This is a genomic window from Myroides sp. (assembly GCF_032073645.1).
Taxonomy (GTDB): domain Bacteria; phylum Bacteroidota; class Bacteroidia; order Flavobacteriales; family Flavobacteriaceae; genus Flavobacterium; species Flavobacterium odoratimimum.
The window spans coordinates 1-13,525 of sequence record NZ_DAMANB010000028.1 but is presented as its reverse complement, the minus strand read 5'-3'; the positions used below and the strand labels follow the sequence as shown (position 1 = coordinate 13,525).

17 protein-coding genes are annotated in these 13,525 nt (G+C 33.6%); 4 read left to right on the top strand and 13 right to left on the bottom strand.

The genetic code is table 11. The features are described from left to right. The first annotated feature begins 87 nt into the window (after window positions 1-87). Window positions 88-1,257, top strand: coding sequence for an AAA family ATPase (locus RT228_RS16280; protein ID WP_313138831.1), 1,170 nt, complete (start codon window positions 88-90; stop codon window positions 1,255-1,257). Window positions 1,258-1,341: 84 nt separating this feature from the next. Here the strand turns inward: RT228_RS16280 and RT228_RS16275 are convergent, their stop codons facing one another. From RT228_RS16275 to RT228_RS16265, 3 genes are read right to left on the bottom strand one after another with little or no spacing between them, the layout of a single operon-like run. After that, window positions 1,342-1,557, bottom strand: a complete 216-nt coding sequence (locus RT228_RS16275; protein WP_225581824.1) for a hypothetical protein — start codon at window positions 1,555-1,557, stop codon at window positions 1,342-1,344. Window positions 1,558-1,588: 31 nt separating this feature from the next. Further along, the gene (locus RT228_RS16270; protein ID WP_006258113.1) at window positions 1,589-1,777 is read right to left on the bottom strand and encodes a nucleotidyl transferase AbiEii/AbiGii toxin family protein; all 189 of its coding nucleotides are present in this window, start codon (window positions 1,775-1,777) and stop codon (window positions 1,589-1,591) included. After that, window positions 1,767-2,270 (bottom strand): DUF6088 family protein, encoded by a 504-nt coding sequence (locus tag RT228_RS16265; RefSeq protein WP_262491722.1) that lies wholly within the window; start codon window positions 2,268-2,270, stop codon window positions 1,767-1,769. The genes RT228_RS16270 and RT228_RS16265 overlap by 11 nt, the downstream gene beginning before the upstream one ends. A 405-nt stretch (window positions 2,271-2,675) precedes the next feature. Between RT228_RS16265 and RT228_RS16260 the strand changes: the two genes are divergently transcribed. Genes RT228_RS16260 through RT228_RS16250 form a run of 3 tightly spaced genes read left to right on the top strand, consistent with a single transcriptional unit; the run spans window position 2,676 to window position 4,133 of the window. Next, entirely contained in the window at window positions 2,676-2,879 is a 204-nt protein-coding gene (locus RT228_RS16260; RefSeq protein ID WP_002992043.1) for a type II toxin-antitoxin system Y4mF family antitoxin, read from the top strand. Further along, a complete protein-coding gene (locus RT228_RS16255; RefSeq protein WP_182650162.1) occupies window positions 2,879-3,214 on the top strand; it encodes a HipA N-terminal domain-containing protein in 336 nt (111 codons plus the stop codon). Before RT228_RS16260 ends, RT228_RS16255 begins: the two co-directional genes overlap by 1 nt. Further along, the gene (locus RT228_RS16250) at window positions 3,207-4,133 is read left to right on the top strand and encodes a HipA domain-containing protein (protein ID WP_286399660.1); all 927 of its coding nucleotides are present in this window, start codon (window positions 3,207-3,209) and stop codon (window positions 4,131-4,133) included. The genes RT228_RS16255 and RT228_RS16250 overlap by 8 nt, the downstream gene beginning before the upstream one ends. Before the next feature lie 625 nt (window positions 4,134-4,758). Here the strand turns inward: RT228_RS16250 and tnpA are convergent. The 10 genes from tnpA to RT228_RS16200 all read right to left on the bottom strand — a co-directional run bounded on the left by tnpA (window position 4,759) and on the right by RT228_RS16200 (window position 13,243). After that, entirely contained in the window at window positions 4,759-5,172 is a 414-nt protein-coding gene (gene tnpA, locus RT228_RS16245; RefSeq protein WP_006261444.1) for an IS200/IS605 family transposase, read from the bottom strand. A 112-nt stretch (window positions 5,173-5,284) separates the two neighbouring features. Next, window positions 5,285-6,157, bottom strand: coding sequence for a conjugative transposon protein TraN (traN, locus tag RT228_RS16240; RefSeq protein ID WP_006258119.1), 873 nt, complete (start codon window positions 6,155-6,157; stop codon window positions 5,285-5,287). Window positions 6,158-6,186: 29 nt separating this feature from the next. Then, window positions 6,187-7,476, bottom strand: a complete 1,290-nt coding sequence (gene traM / locus RT228_RS16235) for a conjugative transposon protein TraM (RefSeq protein ID WP_006258120.1) — start codon at window positions 7,474-7,476, stop codon at window positions 6,187-6,189. Further along, a complete protein-coding gene (locus tag RT228_RS16230; RefSeq protein WP_006258121.1) occupies window positions 7,451-7,741 on the bottom strand; it encodes a hypothetical protein in 291 nt (96 codons plus the stop codon). The genes traM and RT228_RS16230 overlap by 26 nt, the downstream gene beginning before the upstream one ends. Before the next feature lie 12 nt (window positions 7,742-7,753). Further along, entirely contained in the window at window positions 7,754-8,377 is a 624-nt protein-coding gene (gene traK / locus RT228_RS16225) for a conjugative transposon protein TraK (protein ID WP_006258122.1), read from the bottom strand. A gap of 16 nt (window positions 8,378-8,393) precedes the next feature. Further along, window positions 8,394-9,386: a conjugative transposon protein TraJ gene (traJ, locus tag RT228_RS16220; protein ID WP_006258123.1), complete on the bottom strand. Its 993-nt coding sequence runs from the start codon at window positions 9,384-9,386 to the stop codon at window positions 8,394-8,396. A gap of 3 nt (window positions 9,387-9,389) precedes the next feature. Next, a complete protein-coding gene (locus tag RT228_RS16215) occupies window positions 9,390-10,022 on the bottom strand; it encodes a DUF4141 domain-containing protein (protein ID WP_058699844.1) in 633 nt (210 codons plus the stop codon). A gap of 77 nt (window positions 10,023-10,099) precedes the next feature. Further along, window positions 10,100-12,595 carry a TraG family conjugative transposon ATPase gene (locus tag RT228_RS16210; RefSeq protein ID WP_058699843.1) on the bottom strand — a complete coding sequence of 832 codons (2,496 nt, stop codon included), beginning with the start codon at window positions 12,593-12,595 and terminating at the stop codon, window positions 10,100-10,102. After that, window positions 12,579-12,923: a DUF4133 domain-containing protein gene (locus RT228_RS16205; protein WP_006258126.1), complete on the bottom strand. Its 345-nt coding sequence runs from the start codon at window positions 12,921-12,923 to the stop codon at window positions 12,579-12,581. Before RT228_RS16205 ends, RT228_RS16210 begins: the two co-directional genes overlap by 17 nt. 11 nt (window positions 12,924-12,934) lie before the next feature. Beyond that, on the bottom strand, window positions 12,935-13,243 hold the full coding sequence (locus RT228_RS16200) for a DUF4134 domain-containing protein (protein ID WP_036496719.1): 309 nt from the start codon (window positions 13,241-13,243) through the stop codon (window positions 12,935-12,937). Window positions 13,244-13,525: the final 282 nt, after the last annotated feature.

Genomic DNA, 13,525 nt, shown 5'->3' with positions numbered 1-13,525 from the left:
TAAAACAGCACTCACATAGTGCATTTATTTAAAATAAACGCACTATGTGAGTGCATTTATACTTATATTTGTAATAAAATAAACAGTATGGAACGGTTATTTGAGTATTCAAACAAGTTAATCAATGAGGCTAACACAGATTTCTTTCGCTACATATATAATCAAATCAATTGGGAAAATCGAATGATAGGTCTAATTGGTCCCCGTGGTGTAGGTAAGACTACTCTTGTCCTGCAATATATCAAACAGAATTTAAGTCCTACAGAAACACTTTACATTACCGCAGAGGACTTTTATTTTGTGGATAATAAAATCATTGAGTTAGTTGATACCTTTGTCAAGTTTGGAGGCAAGTATTTATTTATTGATGAAATTCATAAATACCCTGATTGGGCAAAAGACCTCAAACTGATTTATGATTACCATAAAAATTTAAAAGTTGTATTTACGGGCTCATCTGTACTTGATATTAAAAAGGGAGCTTCTGATTTAAGTCGTAGAGCTATTATCTATAATATGCAAGGTTTGTCTTTTCGAGAGTATCTGAAACTATTTCATAACATTTCTGCTAAAACATACACATTACAAGAAGTACTACAGCATAAGGTTAATATTCCAGAGATAGAAAGGCCTTTATTATACTATACTGATTACTTAAAGAAAGGTTATTATCCTTTTGCCTTAGAACAAGACTTTGATATTCGTTTGGCTCAGATAATTAATCAGACTTTAGAGAATGATATTCCAATGTATGCTAATATGAATGTGGCTACAGGTAGAAAATTAAAACAATTATTAGCTATCGTTTCTCAAAGTGTTCCTTTTAAACCTAATATGAGTAAAATAGCTGAAATGCTATCTGTAAGTAGAAATAATATTGCTGACTATTGTCTATACATTGAAGAAGCTGGGCTAATCACTCAACTACGTAACAATACTGGGGGAATTAGAGGATTAGGCAAGGTAGATAAAATCTATCTAGACAATACCAATTTGATTTACAACCTAGCAAGTGATTCTTCAAATATTGGAAATATTCGTGAAACATTCTTCTTAAATCAGACACGAGTAAAACATAATGTTATATCTTCTGCTGACTCAGATTTCTTAATTGAGAATATAACCTTTGAAATAGGAGGCAAAAACAAAAGCCAAAAACAAATTAAAAATATTGAGAACAGTTATGTTGTAAAAGATGATATAGAAACTGGCTTTCTGAATGTTATTCCTTTATGGCAATTTGGATTATTGTATTAATTTTTTTGTGCTTTTGTTGTTTACGGATGTGATCAGCACACAATCATATGGGCGTAACACCTTACGCCTATATGATTGTGGATGTTATCTGTGTGACACGGTTGATAAATCGTCTCTACATTGACGTGCTGTGTGCTTAATTTCATATAAATTCGGATCTACTCCCAACTCAGTTAATTGATGTATTAACTCTTCTCTAAATTCATTAATAATAAATCCTCCAGAAGCTTTTCTAAGTTTTTTAATTTGTGTTTTAGAATCAAGCTTACCAAACCCCAGCAAACGCTGGTCAATAATCAAATCAATATCTTCTGAAAATCACTGTATTAAATTATAAGCCCTTACTCAGAGAAGTTCCTCCTTTAAATATAATAGAATCTGCATACTTAGATTGAAATATTGCCTTTAAAAGAATACAAACCCACCAATCTTTCTCTATTACAAAAGCTGGTAGTCCATAAACAACTTCAGCTTTTTTTAGTACAGCAACTCTTTGTTCTTCAGATAAATTAATCCACATACTCCTGTTTATAATAAAGTTTTTTAATTTCTTTTTGAATCCAAACCGGAGCAAATTTCAATTGAGATTCTACCACTTGTTGATCTATTTTATCAACAGCTAATTTAATCGCATTTAAAAAAGAATCCGTAATTTCTCTTTGCCCCTTCTCTTTAAAAGCCTGTACTACTAAATGTAACAGATCATCTTTTATCATAAGGTTTTTAGGGACAGTTCTCTTAAAATTAATCTTCCTATTTCCAACCTTAATTTCTCTTTGAGATCCTTTAGTCAAATAAACAGTCTTTAAGGGGATCTGGGTTGTTAATCCTAATAGATACAACGCTAATACACCAGTTGGCGCTATAGGCACCTTATCTCTTTTTGCAATCTCATTTTCAATTTCCTCTATACTAGGATAAATTGTTCCTAATAAAGAATCTTGCTTTGGTTTTATATAAATACCATGGGTTAATCGTTCAATAAGGTTTTCTTTTTCTAAACGAGAGAGTATTTGTCAAATATTGTCAGCTGTACCATATTTAACAAAATCAATAGCGAAAAAAATTTCTCCACGCTTAGATTTAGAAATCTTATCTACTATCTGATTACTAATAGATTCATTCATAAAAAAAGATTTACATTTGTCACAAATTTAATCAAATCCTTCCGCAGGTCAATCACCCTTCTAATAAGCCTTTCCAAACAGTAAAGCCTTTGTTGTTATTTGAATAATCGTGGACAATTCCTAAAAAAGTAATAGGATTAGTATCTAAATAGACCATTTGAAGGAAAAAACGCTTTATTTAATTCATAAAATACCACCTATCGGGTATAAAATATTGAATCTCACACAAACTATACCCGAAGGGGTATTATTCCATTTTTTATGTATATTTATACCTGAAAAGGTATAGATATGGATTCAATACAAGTATTTGTAAAGCAAAAGCGAAAAGAATTAAAGCTTACGCAAGAAGATTTAGCCCTAAATGCTGGTGTAGGCTTGCGTTTTGTACGTGATTTAGAACAAGGTAAAAAAACACTCCGTTTAGACAAAGTAAACGATGTGTTAGCTTTATTTGGTAAAGAAGTTGGTGTAATTGATCAAACTAGAGAATAATGGCACGACAAGCAAAAATATACTTTCAAGATCAGTTAGCTGGTTATCTCCTGGAAGGAGATGATGGATATTCCTTTTACTATAATCAAGATTATCTAAGAACACCTCATCCGCATCCAATTAGCCTAACGCTCCCCCTATCTGAAGAAACCTATCATAGCAATGTACTCTTTCCTTTTTTCGATGGGTTAATTCCTGAAGGATGGCTATTAGATATCGGAGAAAAACATTGGAAGCTCAATCCCCGAGATCGATTTGAATTATTAATCAACTTATGTAGAGACACTATTGGAGCGGTCTCAGTTTATCCGATGGAGGCGGCAAATCATGAATAACTGTTTATTTTGTTATAAGCCTGTTGAAACAGGCGAATATCATACTACTTGTTCGAAGAAGTTCTTTGGCACTACAAAAGTTCCTATATTAGAATTAGATAAAGAAAAATTAGATAAGTTAGCACAAATAACGGTAAACGAACGATTAGCGTTAACAGGGGTACAACCTAAGATATCCTTAAGTTTAAACAGTGAAAACGGTAGTAAACGATTAACCTTAGTCAGTTTATGGGGGGATTATATCCTCAAGCCTCAATCTCCTAATTTTGCTTTTATGCCACAAGTAGAAGACTTGACCATGCACCTAGCTAAGCTATTTAAAATTGAAACCGCACAACATGCTTTGATTCGCACCTCTACCGGTGAGCTGGCTTATATTACCAAGCGTTTTGATCGAGTGAAAAACAAAAAAATTCATGTAGAAGATTTATGTCAGTTATCAGAATTGTTAACTGAACAAAAATACAAAAGCTCCTATGAGCGTGTAGGGAAGATCATTAAACGATACGCTACCAATTCGGGCTTAGATACAATCAAATACTTTAGACTTGTCTTGTTTAGCTTTATAACAGGTAATAACGACATGCACCTAAAGAACTTCTCTTTAATGCACACAGATAAGGGTATCTTATTTTCTCCAGCGTATGACCTTTTAAATCTGAATTTAGTCTTTCCTGATGAAAAAGAAGATTTAGCACTAACCCTAAGTGGTCGTAAGAAAAAGATTAAACAAGTAAACTTTGATGAACTTGCAATGAGTTTAGGTATTACAGCAATTGTAAGGAATAATATCTATAAAGATTTCTCTAAGCAAGCTAATAAAGTATATGACTTAATAGATCGAAGCTTTTTAACTGATGAGTACAAAGAAGAATATAAAACAATCTTTACTAAAAAGTTGAAACAGATTGCATTGTAGAGAAAAGGTTAATCAGGAAGAAAATACTAGAAAATAAATATACAACACTCATTTATCTCAGGACAAAAAAAGTATTCTTGTGGCAATTGAAATCGAAAATAACCTGTCCAAATCGAAAAATTCACTTCCGTTTTTATTGTGAATTATTCAACCAAAACAACAATATTTTCTCATTTATCTGTTAAAACCCATCCGTTGATTTTCCTTTAAAATACTTTAAAAAAGTGTTGTGCAAAAAAACAAGGTTACCCCCCTATGAATGCTAGGATATTGATACTATTAAGCCTATCACAATCAAGAATCATGGCAATAGGCTTATGAGTGTATTTAAACTTGGACTTGACTACTTATCAAGATTATTGCTGTCTAAAAATAAGTACAATCCTCTAAATATCAATTGCTTTAGATTTTTGTCGTGTACTTAGGAAAAACTTATATTATATTCTTAAGGTAAACTAAAATAATCAGTTGAAGATCAGGAATAAGAATCATCCATACAAAGTTAAAAAAAACAAAGTGGGACTAGTCTTTATAAGATAGCCCCACTTTAAATTCTCTTAAGATCTAGTAAAAAACCACCATTAAAAATGGTGGCTTTGTTTTTCAGATTAGCCCCAAAGGGGCATTACGATTGATTATCGTTATGTTCTTGATACTTGACATATCGTTTTATCATATCTTCGTCCAATCCTACTGTACTAACAAAATATCCACGAGACCAAAAATGATTACCCCAATATGGCTTCTGTTTTAATGTTGGATATGTTTTGAAGAGTTTTATAGCTAGTTTACCTTTAAGAATTCCCATAAATTCACTGATAGATACTTTGGGGGGAATCGAACATACTAAATGAATATGATCTTTCTGAATATTCATTTCTTGTATTTGAACACCTTTCCAACTACTAATCAATTGAATATCATATTCTATCAAACTTTTTACCATTCCTTCCAAAATTTGGAAGCGATACTTGGGTGTAAAAACTATGTGATAATCACATTTGTAATATACATGCGTTAATTTTCTATATTTACTCACTGTTTAAATGTTTTATAGTACAAACCTATAAAAGGCATAGCCTATAAAACATCACCACCGCCAAAGGCGGTGGTTTTCTATACTTAAATAAAATATTATACTATGTATAAAACTATATTCTTAACAATTCAATCTGTTTACTGCTTAATACATTATGTTTTAGCACTCTTATTTTTTGATTTCTCACTCCATTCTTCTCATTAATTTCAATTAAAAGCATTTGTTTATCTGATAGGGTAAACTGATCTAACATAAATACATTGTCTTGTTTACTTTGAATATTAATAGTTTGAGCATCACTATAGCTTCTAATGGGCTTTAAACTCATTTCTTGAATAGTGGTTCGTTTAGAGGTCCTTCTGTCTTTGATTCTAAAACTAATATAGTCAACTTCATAGGGTAGATTGCTTTTATTGTTAATAGAAAGATGAAAGTAGAGTTTACCATCTTGAGTGTAGATACTTTTCAGCCTTGCTTCTACCCCGTAGCTTTTGCTTTTAATATTTAGCTCTTTCTTGTTTCTTTTGATGATTGCTTTCATAAAAAGATCTGCTAGAGTTGGACTGGTGTCCCCTAAGTCTTTAAATAGAACTTCGCTTTGCTGTTTACTGTTTTGATTTTCAAACTTGGTTAAGTCATAGCTCAGTTGTGTTGGCTCTTCATTGTAAGTAGCACAAAAACTATAGTATTTACCATCGTTTGTAATTACAGTAAAGTTTGTAGGTGAAATATATTCTGTAATCGTTTTTAAACGAAGTACATTTGATGTAACCTCTACTTTGCTTGCTATTATGTCACTACTTCCTAAATCTACGTATTCAACACTACTTGGAAACAAGATATGAGTAGTTTTGTTTTGGGTTAGTTCTACCTCATAAGGAGTTACCTCAGCATTTGATAAATTGATAGACTTGGTATAATTTTGGGAAGTTACTGTGTTTACTGCTAATAAGCATAGTAACATATATTTAATGATTGTTTTCATAATGATTTGTTTTACTTGGTTATTAAATGTTATTCTTTCGGTACAAGAAACAGTTCTTGTCCTTGTTTTAGGGTTACTCTTTGGGCTTTTACTTTCTTTGAAAAGTAACCAGATACTCCTTGAATAAGTCCTTTAGTTAGATCTGAAGCAATTTGATCTGAAGCAGATCTACTCATAGATATACTCGTTCCTGCTGTTTGTCCCATATTGGCAATGATTTCTTTTGAGGCGCTTATTTCTTGAAGGTCTAATACCTCTAAGCCTCTTTGCCCATAATTATCATAGCCGATAAGCTCTGTTTCTATGATGGTCTCTTCTATCTTAATAGAATTTACAATAAGCTCTAACCTGCCACTGTTTACCTTTACCTTAGCAATCAGTGTACTTGATTCAGGTAACAGAGCCCCATTTATTACGATTCTTTCTAAGAGTCTTAGTTTGATGTAACCTTCGTTTATAATAACCTGATTTTCTTTAATACTTACCCTTATACTGTTTTTATGGTTCTGGGTTTTACGTTCTCCTTCTGCTGTATAAAAGGTTTGATTTGATTTAGGATTAATAGGTAAAAAATCTAGTAAACTTGTTGGTTTTACCAGTGAAGATACAATCTCTTTACTTGTTTTATCAAGCATTGTTATGACCTGTTTTTTACTTGAAATTGTTTTAGCGTTTGTAGTCTTATTTGAAGACGGTAATTCAGTTTGATTTTGACCTCCTGGCAAATACTTTGCTGCCATCTGAAAAGACTTTTCCATAAGTTCTAATTGATTATCCATAGTAATAGGTGTTGGAGTGTCTTTTTCTTCTAATTGTTTCTCTAGCTCTTGTATTTGCTTTTTAAGATTTTCGGTTTCAGAATTTTCAGTACTACTACTGTAAAAACTACCAAGTACATCTTGGCTTTGTTTGTAGTTCTCGTAAGACCTCTCATAAGGAGTGTAAGTAGGTTCCGCATTATAATCCTTGTGATTGTAAGTATTATTAGACTCCTCTTGCGAATCATTCCAATAGTCTGCTAAGGAGTGAATCTGATTTTCATTTTCTTGCTTTTTCTGTTCCCATAGCTCTTTTTCATAAGCTTTTACTTTATCTGTTGGCATCCCCTTGGTTATCGCCTCAGGAACAGAATCATTATGAGAGATTAACTCCTTTTCTTCGGGTTTAAACAAAAGGTACATTACCCCTAAAAAGACAATGCCCATTAAAGCAAAGACTATGTGCTTTTTGTGTTTTTCTATAAGATTTTGAATTGCCTTTTTTTCTTTGGGTACTTTCTCTATCTGGTGGGTTTTATTTGATAACTGATCTTGATTCATAATATTTTAGTTTAATAATTGAGTGTGATTCTATCTTTTGCCTTTTAAGCAAATACTTAACTGGTTTTATATTACTCTGATCCTCCCTACTTATTGCCTGCTTTATTTTAGAGCTAAAACTTGTCTTTACAATAAAAAGACAAACTAATGTGTAAAGAGTAAAAGCGGTAAGTAATAAAACTCGTTGTCTTTTTATAGAGAGGTTATTCCAGTAAGCTTGTAGTTTACTTAAATAACTATGTCTTAAAAGTTGTAGCTTCTTCATAATCTTGTTTTTTTAACGTTTAACAACTTCTAAGTCTTTGTTCTCTACAACTGTAAACTTTTCGATAATAAATCCTTGCGGGTTATTATCAGACCGTACAGCTGAGATAAGCTGACTACTTGTAACAAGATTTCTTTTAGTTAGGTTACTAGATCGTATGATATACTGCGTTGCATAGGTTAGCGTCTTATAGGGATAGGTGTTAAAATCTATTTTAATACTATCCACCTCAATTCGTTGCTGAATATTTCCTGAAATGACTCTGCTGTAATATCCTTTTTCAAGTAAGTCTTTATAATAGTCAAAGGCGGTTTTATCAGATAGATTAAACGCTCTTTGCATATTACCCTCAATGGCTGATTTTTCAGGTGAGAGAGTAAAGAACAGCTCGTGAAAGCGCCTTACGTGCTCTCTTGCCTCTACTGGCCTATTTATACTTGCGTCTTGAGACAGAGCTAGCATAAGTGATTTACCTTTATCAAGCACATAGATCTTCTCTCGTTGCTCTTTAGCAAAATCATAGCTTTTGTAAATAGCGAATCCTACTACTATAAGGCAAACAACTGCAAATACAATAGCGTAGAGCCGAATCTGCACAAAACTATTTTCTATATTTCGAAGTGATTTAAATTCCATGTTTAAAGTGTTTAAATTATTTAATTAGTCTACCTGTTATATTTCCCGAGGTAGCCCCAACTGCCGCCGAGCTAATATTACCTGTTTTAAGCGCAGATTGATTTACATTACGAAGAAAGCCCGAGCCTCCACTGGCTTGAATAATCCAACTTGTCACTGTAGGAATTGTAAAGTATCCCACAATGCCAATGATCATAAAAATCACATATATCGTGTTTGAGGTATCAGGGATAAAACTTGGATCTGAAAGCAATAGCATATCTCTTTCAAGAATTAAGGATTGAATTCTAGCTAGCATTGCGCTAAATAAATCCGCTACAGGAAGCCAGAGATACACGCTTATATACCGCGTGAGCCACTGTAAGAGCGTAGATTCAAAACCACTCCAAATAGAAATGGCAAATGCAATTGGCCCTAGTATAGAAAGCACAATTAAAAAAAAGGTCCGAATCGTGTCTATAATTAAAGCAGAAGCCTGAAAAATCATCTCTAAGATTTCTCTAAAGGCATCTCTTAGGTTTTTTTGAAAATCATATTGCCATTTCTCTAAATACATTCCTGTCATAGTGGCTAGATCCGAGGGTGACCAGCCAAGCTCATCAAGTTTTTTATCAAAGGCCTCATCAGAAATTAAATAAGCAGCCTCAGGATTTCTAAGCATAGCCTCCTTTTCTAAAATATCTTTCTGTTTTTGTAAAGATGTTAGATCTATAACCTGGGTTTCTAATATCTGATGCGTTCCCTTTACAACAGGACTTAAAACCGTGTTTAAAGTTCCTAGAACAAGGGTTGGAAAAAACATAATACAAATTCCCAAAGCAAATGGCCTAAGCATTGGATACACATCAATAGCTTCTGCTCTTGCTAAGGCTTGCCATACTTTAATGCCGATATAAAAAAGCGCTCCAAGACCTGCTAAACTCTTAGCCACAGATACCATCTGACTTGTAAGTGGCATCATATCGTAATAGAGGTTTTGTAAAACCTCATGAAGATTATCTCTAGCCATAACTCACCAGTATTTTTGATTAGAAGTACCGTATAAATCAAGTACCCTTTGGGTATTATTTTTCTTTTTAGCCCTTAAGATGCTGATGCCAATATTTTTTCTTGTATAGTAACTAACAAGGTTGTGATAGTCTTTTACTTCTTTGTAAACTCTATCTATAACATCCATGCGCTCTTTATCATTTAAAGACAAGGTTGAGCTACTTACAATCTGCTTAAGCTCTTTGACAAGCTCTGTGCTTTCTTGAAGAAGCACGGAATATCCATTGGCAATAGCTACAAGCTCCTGAGGGGAAAAGTTTGGATCATTAAGCATCTTGCCAAAGTTTTTGACATACAGCTCCGAAACGTCCCCTACTAAAAGCACTGTCTGTTGAACCTTTCTAGCGTCTTTAACTAGGTTATTAACCGATTGGAGTTTATCGTAATACTCCTTGCTCTGGTTATAGACTTTTTCTACTTCCTTGAAGTTTTTAACTACATTGCTAACTGTAGCAGAAGTTTGCCTTATTTCATTAGCACTATTTATAATACCTTGGGCTAAATTTCCAGGATCATATACTGTCCACTGCCCATAATTCTTTATTGGTAGAACTAGTAGCATCGCTACCACAACTACCTGCAATAGTTTTTTCATATTTTATGTTTTAATTGATTGGTTACTCTACTGAGTACTATTTTTTATCCTTAGAAAAGTTGGGTTAGCGTATTTACTTATTCAGTCTGTTTTTCTTGTACAAGACGCTTTATAGCCATCTCTAGATTACCATCAAGCTCTTTAGATAGGTTCATTACCTGTAGTTTTTCAGTCTCTTCTGTGGTATAAGCTAAGTATTCTGAGTAGCTTACTTCTGTAGCATATACTCCCGATTGCATTCCACCTAGGCCAATCCATACCTCTTTGTAAAGGCGGTTAGGATTGTTGTTTAGGTTTATTGAAAGTATCTGAGCTTTTTCTTTGTCAGTAAGGCCAAGCATCGCTTGTATATCATCAAACTTATTCATGTACTTGCGCTGGTCAAGTAGAATCTTACAATCAGAGTTATTGATAATACTTTCCTTTACAATCGGAGATTGGATAATATCATCTACCTCTTGGGTAACTACTATTGCCTCTCCAAAGAATTTTCTAACGGTCTTAAAAAGATATTTAATGTACGATGCCATCCCCTCTTTAGCAATGGCCTTCCACGCCTCCTCAATTAAGATTAGCTTGCGCTGTCCTTTAAGACGCCTCATCTTATTTATAAACACTTCCATGATGATAATAGTCACAATGGGAAAAAGAATTTTGTGCTCTTTGATTGAGTCTATCTCAAAAACGATAAAGCGTTTGTTTAAAAGGTCAAGCTCACTTTCTGAGTTTAATAGATAGTCATACTCCCCGCCTTTGTAGTAAGGCTCAAGTACATTTAAAAAGTTATAGAGGTCAAAGTCTTTTTCTCTAACTTGTTTCTCTTCTAACTCAGTTTTGTAATCTGTTTTGATGTACTGATAGAAAGTATTGAAACTTGGTTTTATATCGCTGCTTTGAAGTTTTTGGATGTATCCACTAACAGCATTTGAAAGCGCAACTTCTTCCGATCGTGAGGGAGGCTGGTCATCGCGCTTCCAAAGCGTTAAAATGAGCGTTTTAATACTCTCTCTTTTTTCAATATCAAATACCCCATCATCGGTATAAAAAGGATTAAACGCAATTGGGTTTTCTTCGGTATAGGTGAAGTATACTCCATCCTCCCCTTTTGTTTTGCCTTTAATTAATTCACATAAGCCTTGGTAGGAGTTTCCTGTATCAACTAAGAGTACATGAGCGTTTTGCTCATAATACTGTCTTACCATATGATTGGTAAAAAAACTCTTACCACTCCCTGATGGTCCCAAGATAAACTTGTTGCGGTTGGTGATAATTCCCTTTTTCATGGGTAGGTCGGAGATATCTAAATGAATCGGTTTACCAGTTAGTCTATCTGCCATTTTAATTCCAAAAGGAGATAGTGAGTTTTGATAATTGGTCTCCCCTGTAAAAAAGCATAAGGCAGGTTCTATGAAAGTATAAAAGCTCTCTTCACTTGGAAAGTCTGCGCTATTTCCTGGCATACCTGCCCAGTAAAGTGTGGGGACGTCCACTGTGTTGTGTCTTGGTACGCACTCCATAGAAGCGATTGCGCTTCCACAGTCATTTTTAAGCTGTTTAAGCTCATTATAATTATCTGACCATGCCATTACATTAAAATGAGCTTTAATGGATATTAGACCTTTACTATGCGCTTCATTTAAATACTCTTCTATCCACTGCTTGTTTATTTGATTCGCTCTACTGTATCTAGCAAGAGAGTGCATATTCTTGGCCGACTTTTCAAACTGTTTTAAATTGTAATCACTATCTTCTATAAACAAATACTGATTGTAGATATGATTACAATTAAGCAAGAGTCCAACAGGCGCTGCAAACGATAAAGCCATACTGCTTTTATCAGTTGATAGTTTTTCATAACTTGATAAACACGATACTTCACTAGGAAGATCTTCTGTGTTTGAAAGGGTATGTAAAGAAAGATTATTATCTCCTACTCTAACCTTATCGCTACTTATAGCTATATCTTGAAGACTACCTCTTTTACTGGGACTTAGCGTTAAATACTGCTCTAAGAGCCCGCTTTTATCTTCTGAGCCGATAATATCTTCTTCCGTAAGTTTAGTTAAGTGAATTATTCCACTGTCATTTACTATCTTTTCTAATTGTGTAGTCGCTTCTAAAAAGCTTTGAATAGTGTCTTTATCTCTAATCTCTTTAGGGATGAGTTCTCCTCTTGTAAGTGAACAGAAGTTACTTTGACTTTTAATTCGCTCTTTAGTGGTCTTAGTGATAAACAAATAACAACTGTGATTCAGATAGGGACGCTCATTAAAATGCCTCTCAAAGCTTCTACTTAGATAGCTTTGCTCTGCATCTTTAAAATCAGCGTGGTAACTTTCCTTTACAAACCAATCCTGCTTGTGAATCACAGTAAACTCAGGAAGCGTTTTTATAGCCTTATGCCACAGGCTGTGAATAGTCTCATACTCCTTATCTGAGATGGTGAATATCTCAGGTAAGATCACTTTATAACAAACCGTGATATCTCCTTGCTTTGAGACAATACAGTTGTTCTCCACTGATAGAATTGGAAACATCCGCTCTAATGTATTTGTCTTAGCTGTATTTCTCATAGTGTCTTAGTTTTAAGTTTCTACTTAAATACCCTCTAAGATCTTTTCTTGAGATGATATACCTTGGAAAGTACTTTCTGGCTTGAAGTTTCATAAGACCATACTGGCCGTATTTCTTATTTAATGAAAATACTTTGTAAACAAGATACCCCGATAGTCCAAGACCAAGGGCTAAACAAACTTTGTTGTTTACCCCAGCCATATACAAAACCATAACAAGAATTAGATTTCCTAATAGTCCACCTGCAAAATAAAACAGGTACTGAGCCTTGAGTCCTTTAAACTCTGCGCTTGCTCCAATGCCTTTATTGATACTATACTTTTTCATATAAGTATCTTTTAAAGGAAGAATGATCTTAGAATTGTAGCCGCTACAATTAAGAAGATACAAGCTCCAAACCAGCTTGCAGCTGTCTTGCTTGTATCGGGATCACCACTTGAGAATTTGTTATACACCTTTACCCCTCCAATAAGACCAACCACAGCTCCAATAGCGTAGATAAGTTTAGTGGCTGGATCAAAATAAGAAGTAACCATCTGGGTAGCTTCTGTGATACCTGCTATTCCGTTTCCTTGAGCAAAAAGATTGCTTGATAAAAGTAATGTTAGACCTAACAATACTAATTTTTGAAATGTTTTTGTTTTCATAAAATTTGACATTTATAAGTTATTTATTAAGCTGTTTGCTTAATATCTTAGCTCAAATGTCCCAGGAAAACTATCTATTAATAAAACTTGGTATGCTCAGTCTTTAATTGACTTTAAATAGCCTTTTAAAAGTTTTATTATGGATTGATAAAAATAAAAAAAGAGGATATAATCCTCTTGTGTGGTATATTTAATACCCTTTAAATTATTTATGTAATAAAACGCTAAATGAAGTCGTCTTGACTTTTGTAAAATAAAGAAGGGTTATAGAAATTTGTGTCG